Source organism: Streptomyces capillispiralis (assembly GCF_007829875.1).
Taxonomy (GTDB): Bacteria; Actinomycetota; Actinomycetes; order Streptomycetales; family Streptomycetaceae; genus Streptomyces; species Streptomyces capillispiralis.
Map to the genome: position 1 here is coordinate 7,741,811 of NZ_VIWV01000001.1, position 20,242 is coordinate 7,762,052.

Consider the following 20,242-nt stretch of genomic DNA (forward strand, 5'->3'; position numbering starts at 1 on the left):
CAGTGGGGCACCCGGACATGAACGAGATCGTCGGCAGCCACGACATCCTGCTCCTCACCCTCGACACCCTGCGCCACGACGTCGCCGCCGAACTCGCCGCCGCCGGCCGCATCCCGCACCTGGCCCGTCATCTGCCCGGCGGCCGCTGGGAGAAGCGGCACGCCCCGGGCAGCTTCACCTACGCCTCCCACCAGGCGATCTTCGCCGGCTTCCTGCCGACACCGGCCGCACCGGGCCCGCACCCGCGCCTGTTCGCGGCCCGTTTCGCCGGAAGCGAGACGACGGCCGAGCGCACCTTCGTCTACGACACCCCCGACCTGGTGTCCGGCCTCGCCCGCGAGGGCTACCGCACGGTGTGCGTCGGCGGGGTCGGCTTCTTCACCAAGCGGGGCCCGCTCGGATCGGTCCTGCCCGGCCTCTTCCAGGAGTCCCACTGGGAACCGGAGTTCGGCGTCACCTCGCCCACCTCCTTCGAGTCCCAGGTCACCCGGGCGGAACAGGTCGTGCGCGAACTGCCGCACGAACAACGGCTGTTCCTCTTCGTCAACGTGGCCGCACTGCACCAGCCCAACTGGTTCCACCGGCCCGGCGCGACCCGCGAGGACGGCGACACCCGCGCCACCCACGCCGCCGCCCTGGAGTACGTGGACCGGCACATCGGCCGGCTGTTCGCCGCCGTGAGCAGCCGGCGCCGCTGCTTCGCCATCGTCTGCTCCGACCACGGCACCGCCTACGGGGACGACGGCTACACCGGCCACCGCCTCGGTCACGAGTCCGTGTGGACCGTCCCCTACGCGCACTTCACCCTGGACCACACCCCCGCCGAGGCCGCCCGATGACCCTCACCGCCCCCGCGCCGACGGGCACCGACGTCCCGTCGAGCCCGTACCAGAGCTACGTCTACGCCTACCCGCACAAGACCGCCTACCGCGCGCTCCCCGACCGCCCCCGCCTCGACGCGCTCTGGGCCACCGAACCCAAGGAAGCCCTCTCCCTCTACCTGCACATCCCGTTCTGCGAGGTCCGCTGCGGCTTCTGCAACCTGTTCACGCGGATCGGCGCCCCCGACGGCCTGACCGGCGCCTACCTGGACGCCCTCGACCGGCAGGCGACCGCCGTGCGGGACGCGCTGGGGGAGCGGGCACCGGTACGGTTCGCCACCGCGGCCTTCGGCGGCGGCACCCCCACCTTCCTCACCGCCGCCGAACTGGACCGGCTCTGCGACATCGCCGAACACCGCATGGGCGCCGACCTGCGCGCGGTCCCGCTGTCCGTGGAGGCCTCGCCCGCCACGGCCACCGCCGACCGGCTCCGGGTGCTGGCCGCGCGCGGCACCACCCGCCTCAGCCTGGGCGTGCAGAGCTTCGACGACACCGAGGCCCGGGCCGCCGTACGGCCCCAGCGCCGCGCCGACGTCGAGGCGGCCCTCGGCCGTGTCCGCGACGCCCGGATCCCCGTCCTCAACATCGACCTCATCTACGGCATCGACGGCCAGACCGAACGGACCTGGCTGCGCTCCCTGGACGCGGCCCTCGCCTGGCACCCCGAGGAGCTCTACCTCTACCCCCTCTACATACGCCCCCTCACCGGCCTCGGCCGCCGCGCCGGCACGGACCCGGCCTGGGACGAACAGCGGCTGCGCCTGTACCGCCTGGGCCGCGACCACCTCCTCGCCCACGGCTACGAGCAGCGGTCCATGCGGATGTTCCGCCGCGCGGACGCCCCGCCGCAGGGCGCGGACGACTACGCCTGCCAGACCGACGGCATGATCGGACTCGGCTGCGGTGCCCGCTCGTACACCGCCGGACTGCACTACTCCTTCGACTACGCCGTCGGCATGCACGAGATCCGCGGCATCATCGACGACTACGTCTCCCGCCCGGCCGCCGACTTCGCCCACGCCGAGTACGGCCGCAGCATGGACACCGACGAGTCCCGCCGCCGGCACCTGTTGCAGTCCCTGCTCCAGGCGGACGGACTCGGACTCGCCGACTACCGCGCCCGGTTCGGCGGCCGCACGCCGCACGACGACTTCGCGGCCGAGCTGTCCCGCTTCGCCGCCCGCGGCTGGCTGGCGGACGACGGCCCGGACGCCACGGTCCTGCGCCTGACCCCCGAGGGCCTGGCCCACTCCGACGCCATCGGCCCGGAGCTGTTCTCCCCGGCCGTCCGGGCCGCCATGGCCGCCTACGAGCGGAAGTGAGCACCGCCCCATGGACCTGACCCTGCTCTACCGCGGCCCGCTGGCCTCCTGCGACTACGACTGCCCGTACTGCCCCTTCGCCAAGCGCCGCGACAGCCGCGAGCAGCTCCGGGCGGACCGCGCCGGCCTGGAGAGGTTCGCCGACTGGGCCACCGGGCAGACCGACGACCGGCTCTCCCTGCTGTTCACCCCCTGGGGCGAGGGCCTGGTCCGCTCCTGGTACCGCCGCACCCTGACCCACCTGTCCCACCAGCCGCACATCCGCCGCGTCGCCATCCAGACCAACCTCAGCTGCCGCACCGACTGGATCGCCGACGCCGACCCGGACACCCTCGCCCTGTGGTGCACCTACCACCCGGACCAGACCCCCTACGACCGCTTCCTGGCCAAGTGCCGCGAACTCGACCGCCTCGGCACCCGGTTCAGCGTCGGCATCGTCGGCCTGCCCGGCCACCTCGACGCGGCCCGCCGGCTCCGCGCCGACCTGCCCGACCGGGTGTACCTGTGGGTCAACGCCGCGGAGGGCCACACCTACGACGACGCCGAGGCCGCGGTATGGACCGCGCTGGACCCCCTCTTCCCCTACAGCCGCCGCCCCCACGCCAGCGCCGGCCTGCCCTGCCGCACGGGGGAGTCCGTGATCTCGGTCGACGGCGAGGGCACGGTGCGCCGCTGCCACTTCGTCCGCGCGGAACTCGGCAACCTCTACGACGGCAGCTACCGGCAGGCCCTGCGCCCGCGCCCCTGCCCCCTCACCACCTGCGACTGCCACATCGGCTACGTCCACCTCGAGACGCTGCCGCTGTACGACGTGTTCGCGGGCGGCGTGCTGGAGCGCATACCGGCCCCGCTCGCGTAGGCGGGCGTGTTTGCCGCCGGAGCCAGCGGCAAGTCGGAGTCCATGAGCGAACAGAACAAGAGCACGCATCGGAAGACCACGTCCACCCGGTCCACCGCGTCCAAGGCCCAGGAGACGGCCGGCAAGGCGACCGAGCGGGCGGCCGGCCGCGCCGCCGACACGGCGGGTGACGCGGCGTCAGCCGCCGCGTCGGGCGCCGAGCGCGCGGCCACGGCGGCGAACGGCGCCGTGCGGAGCGCGGCCAAGGGCGTCGAGGCGGGCCGCCGCGCCGTCGTCGCCACCTCGGGGCAGGTCGCGGCCACCGCCAAGACCGCCTGGACGGTCATCGCGAACCGCCGGCTCGCCGCCGCCGGGGCCGCCGCGGGCCTGACCGCGCTGACCGCCGCCTCCTACGCGGTGGGCCGCCGAGCGGAGCGCCACACCCACGGCCCCCTCACCCGTATGACCGGCGGCCGGATCTGACGCCGGGGTGGCCGCGCGGGCCCGGGCCCACTCGCGCGGCACCGCCCCGAAGAGGAAAGATGTGTCCGCAAGCGAAGAATCAACCCATCCCAAGGAGTGGGCACATGCAGCACGAGCGAGCGGGCGGCCCGGCCGGCCCCGAGGATCTCGTCGACGTCGCTCGGCTGGTCACGGCGTACTACGCGCTGCACCCCGACCCCGACGACCCGGCGCAGCGCGTCGCCTTCGGGACGTCCGGACACCGCGGCTCGTCCCTGGCGGCCGCCTTCAACGAGGACCACATCGCCGCCACCAGCCAGGCCATCTGCGAGTACCGCGAGAGCCAGGGCACCGACGGCCCCCTCTTCCTCGGCGCCGACACCCACGCGCTGTCCGAGCCCGCCCGGGTCACCGCCCTGGAGGTGTTCGCGGCCAACGGGGTCACGGTGCTCATCGACAGCGCCGACGGCTACACCCCGACCCCGGCGGTCTCCCACGCCGTCCTCACCCACAACAAGGGGCGCGGCACGGGCCTCGCCGACGGCGTGGTGGTCACCCCCTCGCACAACCCGCCGGCCGACGGCGGCTTCAAGTACAACCCGCCGAGCGGCGGCCCGGCGGGTTCGGACGCGACCGGCTGGATCCAGGACCGGGCCAACGACCTCATCCGCGGCGGCCTGAAGGACGTCCGCCGCATCCCCCACGCCCGCGCCCTCGCCGCACCCGGAACCGGCCGCTACGACTTCCTCGGCACCTACGTCGCCGACCTGCCGAGCGTGCTGGACCTGGACGCGATCCGCGCGGCCGGCGTCCGGATCGGCGCCGACCCGCTGGGCGGGGCGTCCGTCGCCTACTGGGGCCGGATCGCCGAACAGCACCGCCTCGACCTCACCGTGGTCAACCCGCTCACCGACCCCACCTGGCGGTTCATGACGCTGGACTGGGACGGGAAGATCCGCATGGACTGCTCGTCGCCGTACGCCATGGCGTCGCTGATCGGGCAGCGGGACCGTTTCGACATCGCCACCGGGAACGACGCCGACGCCGACCGGCACGGCATCGTCACCCCGGACGCCGGCCTGATGAACCCCAACCACTACCTGGCCACGGCCATCGGCTACCTCTACGCGCACCGCGAGCAGTGGCCGTCCGCGGCCGGCGTAGGCAAGACGCTGGTGTCCTCCGCGATGATCGACCGGGTCGCCGCCGACCTGAAGCGCGAACTGGTCGAGGTGCCCGTCGGGTTCAAGTGGTTCGTGGACGGGCTCGTGGACGGCAGCCTCGGCTTCGGCGGCGAGGAGTCGGCCGGTGCCTCCTTCCTGCGCCGGGACGGCTCGGTGTGGACCACCGACAAGGACGGCATCATCCTGGCGCTGCTCGCCTCCGAGATCACGGCGGTCACCGGGAAGACGCCCTCCGAGCACTACGCCGCGCTCACCGCCCGTTTCGGCGAGCCCGCCTACGAGCGGATCGACGCGCCCGCGACCCGTGAGGAGAAGGCCCGCCTCGCCAAGCTCTCCCCGGCCCAGGTCACCGCGGACACCCTCGCCGGCGAGCCGGTCACCGCCGTCCTCACCGAGGCACCTGGCAACGGCGCGTCCATCGGGGGCATCAAGGTGACCACGGACAGCGCGTGGTTCGCCGCCCGCCCCTCCGGCACGGAGGACGTCTACAAGATCTACGCCGAGTCCTTCCAGGGGCCCGGCCATCTCCGCCGGGTCCAGGAGGAGGCCAAGTCAGTGGTCCTCGCGGCCCTGGGCGGCTGAGCCGCGTCCCGCTCCCGGTGCACCTCGGTCGCCCCTTACCGGCGGCCGGGGTGTCAGCCCGCCCGGACGCCGGGGACGGACGGGGACGGGGAAGCGAGCCCGGGCGGCAGCGACGTGGCCGTGGGCAGCTCCGCGGGAGCCTCCTCCGACTGCTGCAGGACGGTGTCGCCGGGCCCCTCGGCGGGTGTGCCGGGACCGGTGGACAGCTGGGACCACGCCGCCAGAGCCAGGGCGACGGCGGCGGCCGTCCCCACCACGCGTCCGGCGCGGCGCAGTCTGGCCCGGCCGTCCAGGTCCCGCCAGGACGGACCGTCCCAGGGGTCGTCCGGACGCCACAGTTCGCCCACCGGCTCGCTCCCGGTGTCCGGGCCCGGGCCGGTGCCGCCGGTGTGCGGCGGCGGTGGCCAGGCCCCCGGCACGCGCCGGCGTGCGGAGGGCTCCCTGGGGGCGGTGGCCCGGATGGCGTGCTCGGTGTCGGTGAGGAAGCGCTGCCAGACGTCCTCGGGCAGCGACGGCGTACCGTCCCGCTCCTCTGGCGTTCCGCCGTCGTCCGGCCCCTGCGCGGTCACGTCCGTTCCGTCCTCTCGTGCGCGGGAGCCCGCCGACGGCTTCTGCGCGCACCGGCGGCCGGATCCCGCCAGGATCATTGCACAGCGCAAAACCGGAAGGACACGGGGCCGTGCCCGCCCGCACGGGCACGCGGCCCCGCCGCCGGATCCGGACGGGACGTCGGACTCGATTGGATAAAGGTCCGCTGCGCGGGGCGCGGCGATCCGCCGACCGTTGCATAGGCTAAAGGTGGGGGAGGGGCGCGTCTACGGAGGAAAGGGGCGGCCCTCAACGGCCCTCGACACCGCTGGAGCAGGCCATGACCGACGAGAAACCGCCCACGCGCCAGGGCGCGCTGGCCTGGATGCCGATCGTGGTGATGGCGGTGATCGCGGTCGTCGACGTCATGGCCGGCCCCCGCATCGGACTGCTGCCCCTGGTGTCGCTGGGGCCCGCCTTCGCCGGCCTGGTCGGCGGCTGGCGCCGTACCGCGATGATCGGCGCACTGGCGCTGCTGCTCTGCGTCGGCCTGGGCGTCTACAACGGGCTGTTCGTGAAGCCCCGCGGCTACACCGCCATGGCGTCGGTGGCCGGAGTCACCGGCGTCGGCATCGCGGCCGCCGTGGCCCGCTCGCGCCGGGAGGCGGAACTGGCCAGCGTGCGCTCGATCGCGGAGGTCGCCCAGCGCGTGCTGCTGCGGCCGGTGCCGCTGACCGCCGGCCCCGTCCAGGCCGCGGTGTCCTACACGTCCGCCGTCGCCGAGGCCCGCATCGGCGGAGACCTCTACGAGGTGGTGGCGTCGCCGCACGGAGTACGGGTCATCGTGGGCGATGTGCAGGGCAAGGGCCTGGCCGCGGTCGAGACGGCCGCCGTGGTGCTGGGCGCGTTCCGGGAGGCCGCCCACGACGAGCCGGAACTCGTCGGGCTGGGCGAGCGGGTGGAGCGCAGCGTGGCCCGGGAGCTGGAGGACGAACGGTTCGTCACCGCGATCCTCGCGGAGATCCGCGCCGACCGGGAGGTCGTCCTCCTCAACTACGGCCATCCCGCACCGATGCTGGTACGCCGCGACGGCAAGGCGGACTTCCCCGCACCGCCGTCGTACGCGCTGCCGCTGGGCCTGTCCGCGCACGGGAGCGACGGCCCGCAGCCCTTCCGCGTCCCGTTCGCACCCGGTGAGCAACTGCTGCTCTACACCGACGGCGTCACCGAGGCCCGCGACCGGGAAGGGCGCTTCTACCCGCTGGGCGAGCGCACGCGCCTGCTGGACGAACCCGACGCACACCGCGCCCTGGAGGCGCTGCGCGAGGACCTGGTCCGGCATGCCGGAGGGCCGCCCGGCGACGACGCCGCGATGCTCCTGCTCCGCTACCACCGGCACCGGGACGGGGCCGCGCCCACCGGGTGAGTGGGCGGAGCCGCCGGCGGGGTACAAAGGACGCATGCCGGAGCGTGAGAGCCCCCTCGGGGCCAGGGACGACGTCGAGGCGGTCACCCGCGCGGTACTGACCGCCTCGCGGCTGCTGGTGGCGGTCTCCGCCCGTTCCCTCGCCGCGGTCGAGGACCGGGTGACGCTGCCGCAGTTCCGCATGCTGGTGGTGCTCTCCACCCGTGGCGCCACCAAGCTCGTCGCGCTCGCCGACCTGCTCCACGTCGCCCCGTCCACGGCGATGCGCATGGTCGACCGGCTGATCGCGGCCGGGCTCGCCGACCGGCAGACCAACCCCGCCAACCGGCGCGAGACGCTGCTGCGGCTCACCGAGGAGGGCCGGCGCACGGTCGAGGACGTCACCGCGCGGCGTCGCGCCGAGATCGCCGCGATCGTGGAGCGGCTGGCCCCGCGGCAGCGGGCCGCCCTGGTCACGGCCCTCACCGCGTTCAACGAGGCCGGCGGCGAGCCCCTGGCCGACGACCCGGAGCCGCACCCGCTCGGCTGGGCGGTGGACGGAACCGGCACGGGCACCCACGACGGGTGACCACCCCGGCCACCCGCGCGCGAAACGGGCCGTCGCCGGGCCTCGTGGGCCCGGTTCGGTGCGCCGGGTGCGCCGGGTGCCGGCTCGTGCCGGGGCCGGAGGCGTCCCCGTTCCGCCCGGTTCATGCCTGCTGGCCGGCTGCTGGCCTGCCCGCACCCGGCTCGGACACACCCCTGCCCCGCCCGCGACCATGCCCGCTCCTGGCCCCCGCGCACGCCCGGCCGCCCGCCCGCCCGGCCTCCGTCACCCCGCGCATTTGCCGAACCGGCAACAAGCCTCGTCCCTCCCGAATCGCCCCGGCCATGCTCGACGCACGGTCCCCGGCACCGTGCGGCCCTCCCCGGCCGCCCGCCATCCGGAGCCCCGACGATCCCGTACGACCCAGGAGAACGCCATGTCACAGCACCCGGTGAACGAGCTCACGCACCGGCTCATCCCCTCGCCCGCGGGCCGGCTCCACGTGGTGGAGCAGGGCAGCGGCCCCTTGGTGCTGCTCGTCCACGGCTTCCCGGAGTCCTGGTACTCCTGGCGCCACCAGATGCCGGCCCTGGCCGCGGCCGGCTACCGCGCGGCGGCCGTCGACGTCCGCGGCTACGGGCGTTCGTCCCGGCCGGCCGCCACGGACGCCTACCGCATGCGGGAACTGGTGGCGGACAACGTCGCGGTGGTGGAGGCCCTGGGTGAACGGACCGCCGTCGTCGTCGGCCACGACTGGGGATCGACGATCGCCGCGAACTCCGCCCTCATCCGGCCGGACGTCTTCCGCGCGGTGGCCCTGCTCAGCGTCCCGTACGCCCCGCGCGGCGGCCCGCGGCCGAGCACGGTGTTCGCCTCGATGGGCGGCGACCAGGAGTTCTACGTCTCCTACTTCCAGGAACCGGGCCGCGCCGAGGCCGAGATCGAGCCCGACGTACGCGGCTGGCTCGCCGGTTTCTACGCGGCCCTGTCCGCCGACACCATGCCCGCGCCCGGCGCACCCGACCCCCACTTCGTCGGCCCGGGCGGAACCCTCCGCGACCGCTTCCCCGCCGGCCGGCTGCCCGGCTGGCTGAGCGAGGAGGATCTCGACGTGTACGCCGGGGAGTTCGAACGCACGGGACTGAGCGGGGCGCTGGCCCGCTACCGGAACATGGACCGGGACTGGGAGGACCTCGCCGACCACGACGGCGCCCCCCTCACCCAGCCGTCCCTGTTCATCGGCGGCGGTCTGGACGCGTCCACCACCTGGATGGCCGACGCGATCGACGCCTTCCCCACCACCCTCCCGGGCCTGTCGTCCTCCCACGTCCTCGACGGCTGCGGCCACTGGCTCCAGCAGGAACGCCCCGCGCAGACCAACCGCATCCTGACGGACTGGCTCGGCTCCCTGCCCGAAACGGCATGTTAGGTTCCCCCTTCGAAGGGCGGCCGCGGACGACCGGCGCGTCCACGCACAGGGGACGGTGACACCTCATGACGCCAGAAGGCAGCGACCCGCCCGGCGGTGACGTCCCCCTCCCGCGGATCCTGTACGACACGGCCGCGCCGGCCGCCCCCGGCGGCCCGTCCGCGGGTGCCCTGTGGCGGCTCGCCGAACCCGGCCGGCAACTCGACGCCAACGTCGTGCACCTGCCGGCCGGGCAGCGCGTCGACACCCACCGCGAGCCCGACCTCGACGTGCTGCTGCTCGTCCTCGGCGGCACGGGCATCCTCACCGGCGCCGACGGCCCCCACTCCCTCCCCGCGGGCACCCTGACCTGGCTCCCGCACGGCTCCACCCGGAGCCTCGCCGCCGGCCCGGAGGGCATGACCTACCTCACCGTCCACCGCCGCCGCCCCGGCATGCGCATCCAGCGCCGGGACGGGGCGGCGGGGCCCGGGGACTGACACCGGGAGAGCCGCCGCGCACCCCGGACCGGGCACGGCCACAATGTGGTAACGGTGAACAACGGGTGAAGAGTTGACGCTGTCTAGTCCGCCATGAAGATCTCTTTTCTCCTCCACAACGCCTATGGGATCGGAGGCACCATCACCACCACGTTCAACCTGGCGGGCGCGCTGGCCGAGCGGCACGACGTGGAGATCGTCTCGGTGTTACGGCACCGGGAGCACCCCAACCTCACCCCGCAGCCCGGGGTGCGGCTGCGGGCGCTGGTGGACCTGCGGCGGGAGAAGGACCACCCCCTGCACGGCAGACCGGCGAAGGTGTTCCCCTCCGCCGAGTACCGCCACCACCAGTACAGCGAACTGACGGACCAGCGGATCGCCGCGTGCCTGGAGGCCATCGACGCCGACGTCGTCATCGGCACCCGGCCCGGGCTCAACGTGCACCTCGCCCTCCAGGCGCCCCGGCACGTCATACGCGTCGGCCAGGAACACCTCACCCTCGACAACCACACCCCGGCGCTGCGCACCGCCCTGCGCCGGGCCTACCGCCGGCTCGACGTGCTCACCACGGTCACGGAGGCGGACGCCGCCTGCTACCGGCGCAAGATGCGGCTGCCCGGGGTGCGGGTGGAGGCGCTGCCCAACAGCGTCCCCGACCCCGTGCTGCCCGGCGCCGACGGCAACGCCAGGACCGTGGTCGCGGCGGGCCGGCTCGTCCCGGTCAAGCGGTACGACCTGATCATCGAGGCGTTCGCCCGGGTCGTCGCCGAGTTCCCCGACTGGCGGCTGCGCATCTACGGCAAGGGCGAGGAACACGACCGGCTGCGGGCGCGGATCGAGACGCTCGGCCTGTGGAACAACGTCTTCCTGATGGGCGCGGCGACCCCCATGGAGGCCGAATGGGTCAAGGGGTCGATCGGCGCGGCCGCGTCCAACTTCGAGCCGTTCGGCATGACCATCGTCGAGGCTATGCGCTGCGGGCTGCCCGTCGTGAGCACCGACTGCCCCTACGGGCCCGGCGAGATCATCAGGGACGGCGAGGACGGCCGCCTGGTGCCGGTCGGTGACGAACGGGCCTTCGGCGAGGCCCTGCTGGACCTGGTCCGTGACGACGAGCGGCGCCGCCGCATGGGGAGGGCGGCACTCGACAACGCCCGCCGGTTCGCCCCCGGCCCGGTCGTCGCCCAGGCCGAACGCCTGTTCACGGAGGCGATCGAGGCCAGGGACGGCGGCCCGCGCCGTACCTCCCGCGCCGACGGAACGCACCACTCCCTGAGCGCCCGGGGCCACGCCGCCCGCGATCTCGCCCACACCGTCGCCGCGGGCGCGTTGCGCACCGTACGGAAGGGACGCCGATGAGCACCGGACGCACCGCGGGGCTCCGCGCCGACTGCACCGCCGACAGCGAGGGCCGGATCACCTTCCGCCTGCGGCCACCGTCGGCCGCCCGGCCCCGGCTGGTGCTGGCGCTGCGCCCCAAGCAGGGCCGGCCCGAGGAGAAGAGCCACACCCTCGACCTCGAACCCTGGGGCGACGCAGGGGAGTTCCGCGCCGTGCTGGCACCGGCGCCCCGGCTCGCCGAGGGCCGCTGGGACGCCTACCTGCTGCGCGACCCCGACGCCGCACGGGAGCGGCTGCGCCCCGGCCTGCGGGACCTGCGCGCGCTCGTGGACGGCGCCGAGCGGGACCGGACGTCACCGGTCGCCGTCCGGGTGCCCTACGCCACCAAGGACGGCTTCCTGGCCGTACGGACCTGGCTGCGCACCGCCCACGCGGAGGCCGGTCCCCTCGACGTCACCGGGACCGCGATGACGGTCCGGGCCCGCCTCCACGGTGCCGAACTGTCCGAGGGGGCCGCGGTCGTCCTGCGGCTGAGGGGCGACAAGGGCACCGTGCGCAGCTTCCCGGTCGAGCCGTCGAGCGGCCGCGCCGTCTCCCGCGCCGTCGCCTGGGCGGACCTCGCGGTCGAGGCCGCGGGCCCCCGCTTCTGGGACGCCTTCGTCCGCCCCGCCGCCGGCGCACCGCTGATCAGGATCGGCCGCATCCTCGACGACGTGGCCGACCGCAAGCACGTGTTCGTGTACCCGCGGGTCACCGCCGAGGGGGCGGCGCTCCGGCCCTACTTCACGGTCGACAACGACCTGGCCGTCGAGGTGGACGCCCTGCGCTGAACGGCGGCGACCCCTGCGGCCGCCGCGGCCCCCGCGGCCCGTGACGCCCGGCGGGGGTCCGTCCCGGGTCTCGAACGATCGTTATGATGAGCCCGTATCGTTCAAACGAACATCCAGGCGCGGGTAGGGGGCCTCATGCGGGAGCCGGTCGAGCTCAGGAGGCAGCGGATCCTGGCCGCCGTCGCGGCCCGGGGGTCGGCGCGGGTCAGTGACCTCGCCGACGAGCTCCAGGTGTCGGTGGTGACGGTGCGGCGGGACGTGGAGGAGCTGGCCCGCGAGGGCCGGCTGCGGCGCGGGCACGGCGTCGTGCGCTCCACGCTCGCCGCGCAGGACCTGCCCGTGACCCCGCCGCCCGAGGGGGACGCGGTGGCCGTCGTCGTCCCGGAGCGGCACACCTACCTGTACGAGTCCCTGCACGGTGCCCGCTCGGTGCTCGAAGCCGCCGGCAAGCGCATCGCGCTGCACATCGCGCCGCAGGTGGCGGGCGCCGAGCGGCCGCTGGTGGAGCGGGCCCTCGCGGACGGCGCCGCGGGGCTTCTGCTGGCCCCGCGCTGGCGCACCCGGGCCGACGAGGAGGGCGACCACGGCTGGCTCGCCGCGCTGGACGTGCCCGCGGTGCTGATGGAACGGCGGCCCCCGCGGGGCAGCGCGCTGCACGCGATGGACTCGGTCTGCTCCGACCACGCCTACGGCGCCCACCTGGCCGTGCGGCACCTGGTGGAGCTGGGGCACCGGCGGATCGTGTTCGCCACCCGCGACGACAGCCCCACCGCCCGCACCCTGCGCTCCGCCTTCGCGCGGATCGCGGACGGGCATCCGCTGGTGGAGAAGTGGGCGTGGATGCTGAGCGCCCCGGAGGCCGGACAGGACGGGCCCTACGCGGAGCACGAGACGGCGGAGCTGTCCGCGGTGCTGCGCGAGCTGGGGGCCACGGCGGCGGTGCTGCACGGCGACGTGGACGCGCTGATGCTGGTCCAGCAGCTGGCGGACAACGGGGTGCGAGTGCCGCAGGACTGCTCGGTCGTGGCCTACGACGACGTGGTGGCCGGGCTCGGGACCACGCCGCTGACGGCCGTCGCCCCGCCCAAGGGGGAGGTCGGCCGGGCCGCGGCGGAACTGCTGCTCCAGCGGCTGGACGCGCCGCGCGGCGGTGGGGGAGCCGTGCGGCGGGTCGAACTGCTGCCCGCGCTGAGCGTGCGCGGGTCCACCCGGCGGTGGGACGACGACGCGGACCGACCGAAGTGAGCGTTTGAACGTTTTATTTTCTTCTGATCGGTCTCTTGACCGTTTACGGCTCCGGCGATGAGTATTCCCGTGTCCCGAACAGCCGTGTCCCCGACACGCAGGAGCCGCGGGAGGCGCCATGCCCGGTCGACACCCCCGTCGATCCGTGCTCGCCGCGATGGCCGCCGCGCCGCTGACAGGAGCCCTGGGCGCCTGCAGCGGGGGCGCGGACACCCCATCACGCAGCACGACACGAGCCAGCAAGGCCACACGCATCACCTTCTGGTCCGCCCTGCGCGGCAGCCAGGAGGTGGTCGACGCCTTCAACCGCACGCACGACCGCATCCAGGTCGACTTCCAGCAGATCCCCTCCGGCGGCCAGGGCGGCTACGCCAAACTCAGCAACGCCGCCCGGGCCGGCAATGCCCCCGACGTCGCCACGATCGAGTACCCGCAGGTGCCCGGCTTCGCCATCGACGGCGTCGCCCTCGACATCACGGACCTCATCAGCGACTCCCTGAGGGCCGGACTGCTGCCCCAGGCCTTCGGCCTGACCACCTTCCAGGGCCGCACCTTCAGCGTCCCCCTCGACGTCGAGCCCATGGTCATGCACTACCGCACCGACCTCTTCCAGCGGTACGGGCTCGACGTACCGCGCACCTGGGAGGAGTTCGCCGCCCTTGCCGCCACCGTGCGCCGCACGGCACCCGACCGGCGGCTCGTGCTGTTCCCCACCGACGGGGCCACCCAGTTCGCCGCCTACTCCTGGCAGGCGGGCGCCCAGTGGTTCGACACCCGCGACGGCGCCTGGAACGTCTCCCTCGCCGACGCGCCGACCCGGCGCGTGGCGGCGTACTGGCAGGACCTCATCGACCGCGACGACGTCTTCATCAACGCCGTCGAGAGCAGGCACTCCGACGCGCAGATCGGCGGGGGACTGGTCCTCACCCGGCTCAGCGGCGCCTGGGACGCGGGCGCCCAGATGAACGCCCGCCCCGGACAGCGGAACCAGTGGCGCATCGCCCCGCTGCCGCAGTGGGACACCGGCCGGCCCGCCGTCGGCACCCACGGCGGCTCCACGTTCGCCGTCACCAAGGACAGCCGTCACCCCGAGGCCGCGATGGAGTTCATCGCCTGGCAGGTCTCCCACCCCGACGCCCTGCGCGCCCGCCTCTCCAGCGGCACCAGCAGCCAGTACCCGGCGGCCTCCGCACTCGTCGCCGTCGGCCGGGACGCCTTCGACCGGTCGTACTACGGCGGCCAGGACATCTACACCCTGTTCCGGCAGGAGGCGGAGAAGATCCGCGACGGCTGGGTCTGGGGACCGAGGATGACCGCCACCGGCAAGGTCATGCAGGACTCCTTCGCCCGCGTCGGCGCCGGCCGCGGCTCGCTCGTCGAGTCGATGCGCGCCGCCCAGGACGGCACCATGCCCGACCTCAAGGCCCTCGGCCTGTCGACCACCCGGCACACCACCTGAGCCGCCCGAAAGGCAGGTGACACCCCCGCATGACCGTGACCACCGAGCAGCCCGTGCAGGCCCGCGCACCGCGCGCCGCCGTCCCCGCCGACCGCGCCCGCAGGACCGCCCGGCGCCGCCGACTGGGCGCCTGCGGTGTGCTGATGGCGCCCTTCTTCCTCCTGCTGACCACCGTCTTCCTGATCCCCGTCGGCACGGCCACGTACCTCAGCTTCTTCAGCGACGACCAGCCCGGCCTCGGCTTCGGCCCCGAACGCACCGTCTTCGTCGGACTGCGCAGCTACGCCGCCGTGCTGACCGACCCCACCTTCCTCGGCGGACTCGGCACCGTCGCCCTGTACTGCCTGATCTACATCCCGCTCATGGTCGCCGGCGCGCTCGTCCTCGCCCTGCTGCTGGACTCCGGAGTCGTCCGGCTGCGCGCCTGGGCCCAGCTCGGGCTGTTCCTGCCGCACGCGGTGCCCGGCATCATCGCCGCCCTCATCTGGCTGTACCTCTACACCCCCGGCATCAGCCCCGTCATCGACCTGTTCGCCCGCGCCGACATCACCCTCGACTTCCTGGGCGTCCACACCGTCCTGCCGTCCATCGTCAACATCGCCCTGTGGAGCAACCTCGGCTACAACATGGTGGTCTTCTACGCCGCCCTCCAGGCCGTGCCCCGCGAGGTGATCGAGGCCGCCGTCGTCGACGGCGCCGGACCGGTGCGCACCGCCCTGCGGGTCAAGACCCCGCTGGTGCGGGCCTCGATCGTGATGGTCGCGATGTTCACCCTGATCTGGGCGCTGCAACTGTTCACCGAGCCGATGCTGCTCAGCCAGTCCTCACCGATGATCAACTCCCGATTCTCGCCCAGCATGTACATCTACGACGCGGCCTTCACCCGCAACAACTACAGCCTGGCCGCGGCCGCCTCGGTCGTCCTGCTGTTGTTCACCATCGCCCTGTCCTACGGCGTCACCCGCTTCACCAGCCGCAACGCCGCCGCCGAGGAGGCCCGATGAGCGCCACCGACAGCACCCTGCCACGTCCCCGGACGCTGGGCCGAGCCACCGTCAACGCCGTCGTCGCGATCTCCGTCCTCTACACGCTGCTGCCCGTGCTCTGGCTGGTCCTCGCCGCCGCCAAGAACCGGGACGCGCTGTTCGGCAGCGACCTGCTGTCCCTGGACGGCTTCTCCTTCCTCACCAACCTCGGCGACCTGTTCGCCATGGACGGCGGCCAGTACGGACGCTGGTACGCCAACAGCCTGCTGTACGCCGTGCTCGGCGCCGCCGTCGGCTCGCTGGTGAGCGTCGCCTGCGGCTACGCCTTCGACAAGTACCGCTTCCGCCACAAGGAGAAGCTGTTCGGGCTGGTCCTCGCCGCCGTCATGGTGCCGCAGACCGTCCTCGCCCTGCCGCTGTACCTGATGGCCTCCGAGGCCGGGGTCGTCAACACCTTCTGGGCCGTGTTCGTCCCCGTCCTGTTCAACCCCTTCGGCGTCTACCTCGGCCGCGTCTTCAGCCAGGGCTACGTACCCGACGAGGTGCTGGAGGCCGCGCGCATCGACGGCGCCGGCGAACTGGCCGCCTACGTCCGGGTGGCGCTGCGGATGCTCGGCCCCGGCCTGGTCACCGTCTTCCTGTTCCAGCTCACCGCCATCTGGAACAACTTCTTCCTGCCCATGGTGATGCTGTCCGACCAGGACCTCTACCCGGTCAGCCTCGGCTTGTACACGTGGAACAGCTCCGCGTCCGTCTCGCCGGAGTACTACCCCGTGGTCATCATGGGATCACTGCTCGCCGTCCTCCCCCTCATCCTCGCCTTCGCCCTGCTCCAGCGCTTCTGGCGGAGCGGTCTGACCGCCGGCGCCGTGAAGTGACCCCGTCCGCACAAGGAGTTCCCCCACCACCATGACCGAGCCCACGCCCGGCCCCGGCTCCCGCCCCCGCGCCGCACTGGCCATGTCCCCGGACGTCGCCTCGGCCGTCCTCGACCCCGAGTCGCTCGCGGCACTGGCCGCCCTGTGCGACCTGGCGCCCCTCCCGGTGCTCGACGACCTGACCACGCCCCGCGCCCGCGCCGTGCTCGCCGACGTCGACCTGCTGGTCACCGGCTGGGGCTGCCCGCCCCTGGACGAGGACGTGCTGCGGTCGGCCCCGCGGCTGCGGGCCGTCGTGCACACCGCGGGCAGCGTACGCGGCCACGTCACCGACGCCTGCTGGGACCGCGGCGTCGAGGTCTCCTCCGCCGCCGCGGCCAACGCCCTGCCCGTCGCCGAGTACACCCTCGCCATGATCCTGCTCACCGGCAAGCGGGCCCTGGAGTCCGCACGCGACTACCGCGCCGCCCGCACCCGGCCGGACTGGCTGCGCACCCCCCGCTCGGTCGGCAACCACCGCCGCACCGTCGGCATCCTGTCGGCCTCCCTCATCGGCCGCCGCGTCATCGACCTGCTGCGCCCCCACGACGTCGACGTGCTGCTGCACGACCCGTACGTCGACGACACGGAGGCGAAGGAACTCGGCGTGGAGCTCGTCGGACTGGCCGAGCTCTTCCGGCGCGGGGACACCGTGAGCGTGCACACCCCGCTGCTGCCCGGGACCCGCGGACTCGTCGGCCGCACGCTGATCGACTCCATGCGCCCCGACGCCGTACTGATCAACACGGCACGCGGCGCGGTCGTCGACCAGGACGCGCTCACCGACGCCGCGCTGGCCGGCCGCATCCGCGCCGTGCTCGACGTGACCGACCCCGAAGTCCTGCCGCCCGACCACCCGTTGTGGAGCTGCGACAACGTTCTCCTCACCCCTCACCTGGCCGGATCCCAGGGCAACGAGTGGCGCAGGCTGGCCGATCTCGCCGTCGCCGAGACCGGGCGCTGGGCCTCCGGCGAGGGCTTCCTCCACCCCGTACGACGCGAAAGGCTGGCCTTCCTGGCATGAGCATCCCGTTCGAACTGCCCGCCGACGACCACGACCTGAGCCCGTCCACCGGCTACACCCGGGCCCACTGGGAGGCCGTCGCCGACGGACTCCTCACGGCCGCCTGGCGCTGGAGCACCCCCGGCTGCGCCCTGCTCGACCTGCCGGGCCGCCCCTCCCGCTCGGGCGTGCGCTCCGACGGACTCGAAGGCTACGCCCGCACGTTCCTCGCCGCCGCCTTCCGGATCGCCGGCGCGGACGGCGACGACCCGCACGGCATGCTGGAGCGGTACGCGAGCGGACTGGCCGCCGGCACCCGCACCCCCGGCCGCGACGACACCGAGTCCTGGCCACTGATCCTCGACCACGACGTACAGGGCCAGCCCATGGTCGAGTCGGCGTCCGTCGCCCTCGGCCTGCGGCTGACCGCCCCCTGGCTGTGGAAGCACCTCGACGCCGGTGTGCGGGACCGCGCGGAGGAGTGGCTGCGGGGCGCGCTGCGCCACACCCCCGCACCCAACAACTGGTACCTCTTCCCCTACACGGTCGCCGGGTTCCTGGAGTCCGTCGGCCGCGGCGACGCCGAGACGGCGGCGGCCCGGCAGCGGGCACTGGACCTGCTGGAGAGCTGGTACCGCGGCGACGGCTGGTACGCCGACGGCGACGGGCGCGCCTTCGACCACTACAACGGCTGGGCCCTGCACCTGTACCCGGTGCTCGACGCCCACCTCGCGGGCGACGGGGAGGCGCTGGCGCACCACGGCGCACGGCTGCGCGCCCATCTGGAGGGCTACTCCCTGATGTTCGGCGCGGACGGCGCGCCACTGCACTTCGGCCGCTCGCTGACCTACCGCTTCGCCGCCTCGGCGGCCGTCGGCCTGGGCGCGCTCACCGGCCACACCCCGCTCACCGCCGGCGCCTCGCGCCGCGTCGCCAGCGGCAGCCTGCGCCACTTCCTGGACCGGGGCGCGCTCGACGCCGACGGACTGCTCTCCCTGGGCTGGTACGGCCCGCACGAGGCGAGTCTGCAGAGCTACTCGGGCCCGGCGTCGCCGTACTGGGCGTCCAAGGCCTTCGTCGCCCTGCTCGCCCCCGCCGGCCACCCCCTGTGGACCGCCCCCGAGGAGCCGGCACCGGTGGAGGAGGACGACCAGGTGCGGGCGCTGCCCGCGCTGGGACTGCTCGTCCAGTCCACCCGCGCGGACGGGATCGTACGGCTGCACAACCACGGCAGCGACCACGTGCGCCCGCACGAGGGCGAGACGGCGGCCGGGGACGACCCGCACTACGGACGCCAGGCGTACTCGACGCGCACCGGCCCCACGGCCTCCGGCAACGTCCCGGACAACCACCTGTCGGTGGTGACCGGCGGCCGGCCCAGCCTGCGCCGCCGCGTCCACCCCCTGGGCGCGGGCCACGGGGACGGCTGGGGCTGGGCGGCCTCCTGGCACCGTCCCGTCTTCGCCGACGGCCCGCCGATGGTGCCGGGACTGCGGGTGGAGAGCGTCACCGTGGCGCACGGCCGGTACGAGCTGCGGGCGCACCGGGTCGTGGGGGCACCGGCGGGATCCCGTCTCACCCTCACCGGCTGGGCCACCGGCCCCGAGGAGCCCCTGACCTCCGCCCTGTACGGCCTGCACGGCTGGGACGACCCCGCCCCGGACCTCGTCCGCGCCCCGCAGGGCACCGCCTGGACCCGGTGGGCGCGGCTGCCGCGCCTCACCGGCGGGTGCGCGGGCACCTCCGTGCACCTCGCCCTGGCGTCCCTCACCGCGGAATCCGACGCCGCGCCCCTGCCGGACGTCGTCGAGGAGGTGCGGGTGGACGGCGCCACGATCGAGGTCACCTGGGCCGACGGCACCACCCGCACCCGGATCGCCTTCGACCCGGTGGAGGTGCGCCACACGCGGCGGTGAGCGGGTGAGGCGGCGTCAGGACTGCGCCTCGCCGCCACCCGCCGCTTTCCGCCCGGCGGCGTCGGGCGCCGTGTAGAAGACCGACGAGCCCTGCTTGCTGCGCTGGGCCTGGTTGCGGGCGACCAGGCCCTCCAGGGTGCTGCGCACGACCGTGGTCCTGATGGTGCGCTCGGGGTGGGCCTGTCCGAGGGCACCGGCGACCTCCGCCGCCGAGCGCGGCTCGCTCTGCTCGCCCAGGTGACGGCGGACGAGTTCCACCAGCTTGGGCCCGTCCGCCTTGGCGCCCCGCGCCCCGGGCCGCTCCGTCTCCGCGGCCGGCCTGCGTGCCGGCTTGCCCGCCGTGGTGCGGGCCGGCTTCCCGGGCGTGGTGCGCGGGCCCGTCTTCTTCGCCCGCTTCAGCTTGTCCGCCCCCGACTTGGCGCTGCTCCGCCGGCGCGGCGCGGGGACGCTCGCCCGGTCCGGCGCCGTGCGGGGCTCGGGCGCCGTCGCGGGTTCGGGCGTGCTCCCTGCCTCGGGGGTGCCCACCGGTTCGGATGTGCTCACGGCCTGGGACGTGCCCACGGGCTCGGGTGTACCCACGGGCTCGGGTGCCCTCATGGCCTCGGCGGGCGCCGCGGCGAGGCCGAGCGCCTGGCGCATGTTCACCAGCAGGGCGTGGTCGTGCCGCAGCACGGTCAACTGCTCCTGCAGCGCGGCGATTTCCGCGGTGACGCGCTCCTGCTCCTTGACGTTGCGCTCCAGGTCGTTCGCGACCTGAGCCGTGTACTGCGACGTCAGGTCGGTGGTGGCGGTCGAGTTCTCGGACACGGCAGTGCCCCCTTCTCTCCTCGTGGTTCCCCTGGTGGCCAGCCATGGTACGGCCGGGCGCGGTTGACCGTTTCTTCTGAA

The 20,242-nt window shown here is 74.2% G+C and carries 19 protein-coding genes; 17 read left to right on the top strand and 2 right to left on the bottom strand.

Features of this window, described 5'->3' with window-relative positions:
- Window positions 1–17: 17 nt before the first annotated feature.
- The 5 genes from FHX78_RS33870 (at window position 18) to pgm (ending at window position 5,269) form a co-directional block, all read left to right on the top strand.
- Entirely contained in the window at window positions 18–839 is an 822-nt protein-coding gene (locus tag FHX78_RS33870) for an STM4013/SEN3800 family hydrolase (protein WP_145871157.1), read from the top strand.
- Complete coding sequence (locus tag FHX78_RS33875) at window positions 836–2,203, top strand: STM4012 family radical SAM protein (protein WP_145871158.1); 1,368 nt, start codon at window positions 836–838, stop codon at window positions 2,201–2,203. The genes FHX78_RS33870 and FHX78_RS33875 overlap by 4 nt, the downstream gene beginning before the upstream one ends.
- Window positions 2,204–2,213: 10 nt before the next feature.
- Window positions 2,214–3,062, top strand: coding sequence for an STM4011 family radical SAM protein (locus FHX78_RS33880; protein WP_145871159.1), 849 nt, complete (start codon window positions 2,214–2,216; stop codon window positions 3,060–3,062).
- A 42-nt stretch (window positions 3,063–3,104) separates the two neighbouring features.
- Window positions 3,105–3,524 (top strand): hypothetical protein, encoded by a 420-nt coding sequence (locus FHX78_RS33885; RefSeq protein WP_145871160.1) that lies wholly within the window; start codon window positions 3,105–3,107, stop codon window positions 3,522–3,524.
- A 104-nt stretch (window positions 3,525–3,628) separates the two neighbouring features.
- On the top strand, window positions 3,629–5,269 hold the full coding sequence (gene pgm, locus FHX78_RS33890; RefSeq protein WP_145871161.1) for a phosphoglucomutase (alpha-D-glucose-1,6-bisphosphate-dependent): 1,641 nt from the start codon (window positions 3,629–3,631) through the stop codon (window positions 5,267–5,269).
- A gap of 53 nt (window positions 5,270–5,322) precedes the next feature.
- On the opposite strand, the gene FHX78_RS33895 is transcribed toward pgm, so the two are convergent.
- Window positions 5,323–5,838: a hypothetical protein gene (locus FHX78_RS33895; protein WP_145871162.1), complete on the bottom strand. Its 516-nt coding sequence runs from the start codon at window positions 5,836–5,838 to the stop codon at window positions 5,323–5,325.
- A gap of 299 nt (window positions 5,839–6,137) precedes the next feature.
- Between FHX78_RS33895 and FHX78_RS33900 the strand changes: the two genes are divergently transcribed.
- From FHX78_RS33900 to FHX78_RS33955, 12 genes are all read left to right on the top strand, one after another.
- A complete protein-coding gene (locus tag FHX78_RS33900) occupies window positions 6,138–7,223 on the top strand; it encodes a PP2C family protein-serine/threonine phosphatase (RefSeq protein WP_145871163.1) in 1,086 nt (361 codons plus the stop codon).
- Between the two features lie 34 nt (window positions 7,224–7,257).
- Window positions 7,258–7,791: a MarR family winged helix-turn-helix transcriptional regulator gene (locus tag FHX78_RS33905; protein WP_145871164.1), complete on the top strand. Its 534-nt coding sequence runs from the start codon at window positions 7,258–7,260 to the stop codon at window positions 7,789–7,791.
- A 394-nt stretch (window positions 7,792–8,185) separates the two neighbouring features.
- On the top strand, window positions 8,186–9,178 hold the full coding sequence (locus FHX78_RS33910; protein WP_145871165.1) for an alpha/beta fold hydrolase: 993 nt from the start codon (window positions 8,186–8,188) through the stop codon (window positions 9,176–9,178).
- A 65-nt stretch (window positions 9,179–9,243) separates the two neighbouring features.
- Window positions 9,244–9,657 carry an AraC family ligand binding domain-containing protein gene (locus FHX78_RS33915; protein WP_145871166.1) on the top strand — a complete coding sequence of 138 codons (414 nt, stop codon included), beginning with the start codon at window positions 9,244–9,246 and terminating at the stop codon, window positions 9,655–9,657.
- Between the two features lie 93 nt (window positions 9,658–9,750).
- Entirely contained in the window at window positions 9,751–11,016 is a 1,266-nt protein-coding gene (locus FHX78_RS33920; RefSeq protein WP_145871167.1) for a glycosyltransferase family 4 protein, read from the top strand.
- Window positions 11,013–11,828, top strand: a complete 816-nt coding sequence (locus FHX78_RS33925) for a transferase (RefSeq protein WP_145871168.1) — start codon at window positions 11,013–11,015, stop codon at window positions 11,826–11,828. Before FHX78_RS33920 ends, FHX78_RS33925 begins: the two co-directional genes overlap by 4 nt.
- A 135-nt stretch (window positions 11,829–11,963) precedes the next feature.
- Window positions 11,964–13,073 carry a substrate-binding domain-containing protein gene (locus FHX78_RS33930; protein ID WP_145871169.1) on the top strand — a complete coding sequence of 370 codons (1,110 nt, stop codon included), beginning with the start codon at window positions 11,964–11,966 and terminating at the stop codon, window positions 13,071–13,073.
- Window positions 13,074–13,191: 118 nt separating this feature from the next.
- On the top strand, window positions 13,192–14,532 hold the full coding sequence (locus tag FHX78_RS33935; RefSeq protein ID WP_145871170.1) for an ABC transporter substrate-binding protein: 1,341 nt from the start codon (window positions 13,192–13,194) through the stop codon (window positions 14,530–14,532).
- Window positions 14,533–14,561: 29 nt separating this feature from the next.
- Window positions 14,562–15,536, top strand: coding sequence for a carbohydrate ABC transporter permease (locus FHX78_RS33940; RefSeq protein WP_145871171.1), 975 nt, complete (start codon window positions 14,562–14,564; stop codon window positions 15,534–15,536).
- Window positions 15,533–16,396 (top strand): carbohydrate ABC transporter permease, encoded by an 864-nt coding sequence (locus tag FHX78_RS33945; RefSeq protein WP_145871172.1) that lies wholly within the window; start codon window positions 15,533–15,535, stop codon window positions 16,394–16,396. Before FHX78_RS33940 ends, FHX78_RS33945 begins: the two co-directional genes overlap by 4 nt.
- A 31-nt stretch (window positions 16,397–16,427) precedes the next feature.
- Window positions 16,428–17,459 (top strand): hydroxyacid dehydrogenase, encoded by a 1,032-nt coding sequence (locus FHX78_RS33950; RefSeq protein WP_145871173.1) that lies wholly within the window; start codon window positions 16,428–16,430, stop codon window positions 17,457–17,459.
- A complete protein-coding gene (locus FHX78_RS33955) occupies window positions 17,456–19,354 on the top strand; it encodes a DUF2264 domain-containing protein (protein WP_145871174.1) in 1,899 nt (632 codons plus the stop codon). The genes FHX78_RS33950 and FHX78_RS33955 overlap by 4 nt, the downstream gene beginning before the upstream one ends.
- A gap of 15 nt (window positions 19,355–19,369) precedes the next feature.
- Here FHX78_RS33955 and FHX78_RS33960 read toward each other — a convergent pair whose 3' ends face one another.
- Window positions 19,370–20,161 carry a hypothetical protein gene (locus FHX78_RS33960; RefSeq protein WP_145871175.1) on the bottom strand — a complete coding sequence of 264 codons (792 nt, stop codon included), beginning with the start codon at window positions 20,159–20,161 and terminating at the stop codon, window positions 19,370–19,372.
- Window positions 20,162–20,242 lie beyond the last annotated feature (81 nt).

Bases quoted from the DNA above. Each gene is read 5' to 3' on its own strand.
- FHX78_RS33905 (WP_145871164.1), top strand. From the start codon at position 7,258: ATGCCGGAGCGTGAGAGCCCCCTCGGGGCCAGGGACGACGTCGAGGCG.
- FHX78_RS33915 (WP_145871166.1), top strand. From the start codon at position 9,244: ATGACGCCAGAAGGCAGCGACCCGCCCGGCGGTGACGTCCCCCTCCCG.
- FHX78_RS33935 (WP_145871170.1), top strand. From the start codon at position 13,192: ATGCCCGGTCGACACCCCCGTCGATCCGTGCTCGCCGCGATGGCCGCC.
- FHX78_RS33955 (WP_145871174.1), top strand. From the start codon at position 17,456: ATGAGCATCCCGTTCGAACTGCCCGCCGACGACCACGACCTGAGCCCG.
- FHX78_RS33875 (WP_145871158.1), top strand. From the start codon at position 836: ATGACCCTCACCGCCCCCGCGCCGACGGGCACCGACGTCCCGTCGAGC.
- FHX78_RS33885 (WP_145871160.1), top strand. From the start codon at position 3,105: ATGAGCGAACAGAACAAGAGCACGCATCGGAAGACCACGTCCACCCGG.
- FHX78_RS33920 (WP_145871167.1), top strand. From the start codon at position 9,751: ATGAAGATCTCTTTTCTCCTCCACAACGCCTATGGGATCGGAGGCACC.
- FHX78_RS33925 (WP_145871168.1), top strand. From the start codon at position 11,013: ATGAGCACCGGACGCACCGCGGGGCTCCGCGCCGACTGCACCGCCGAC.
- FHX78_RS33870 (WP_145871157.1), top strand. From the start codon at position 18: ATGAACGAGATCGTCGGCAGCCACGACATCCTGCTCCTCACCCTCGAC.
- FHX78_RS33910 (WP_145871165.1), top strand. From the start codon at position 8,186: ATGTCACAGCACCCGGTGAACGAGCTCACGCACCGGCTCATCCCCTCG.
- FHX78_RS33940 (WP_145871171.1), top strand. From the start codon at position 14,562: ATGACCGTGACCACCGAGCAGCCCGTGCAGGCCCGCGCACCGCGCGCC.
- FHX78_RS33930 (WP_145871169.1), top strand. From the start codon at position 11,964: ATGCGGGAGCCGGTCGAGCTCAGGAGGCAGCGGATCCTGGCCGCCGTC.
- FHX78_RS33945 (WP_145871172.1), top strand. From the start codon at position 15,533: ATGAGCGCCACCGACAGCACCCTGCCACGTCCCCGGACGCTGGGCCGA.
- pgm (WP_145871161.1), top strand. From the start codon at position 3,629: ATGCAGCACGAGCGAGCGGGCGGCCCGGCCGGCCCCGAGGATCTCGTC.
- FHX78_RS33880 (WP_145871159.1), top strand. From the start codon at position 2,214: ATGGACCTGACCCTGCTCTACCGCGGCCCGCTGGCCTCCTGCGACTAC.
- FHX78_RS33950 (WP_145871173.1), top strand. From the start codon at position 16,428: ATGACCGAGCCCACGCCCGGCCCCGGCTCCCGCCCCCGCGCCGCACTG.
- FHX78_RS33900 (WP_145871163.1), top strand. From the start codon at position 6,138: ATGACCGACGAGAAACCGCCCACGCGCCAGGGCGCGCTGGCCTGGATG.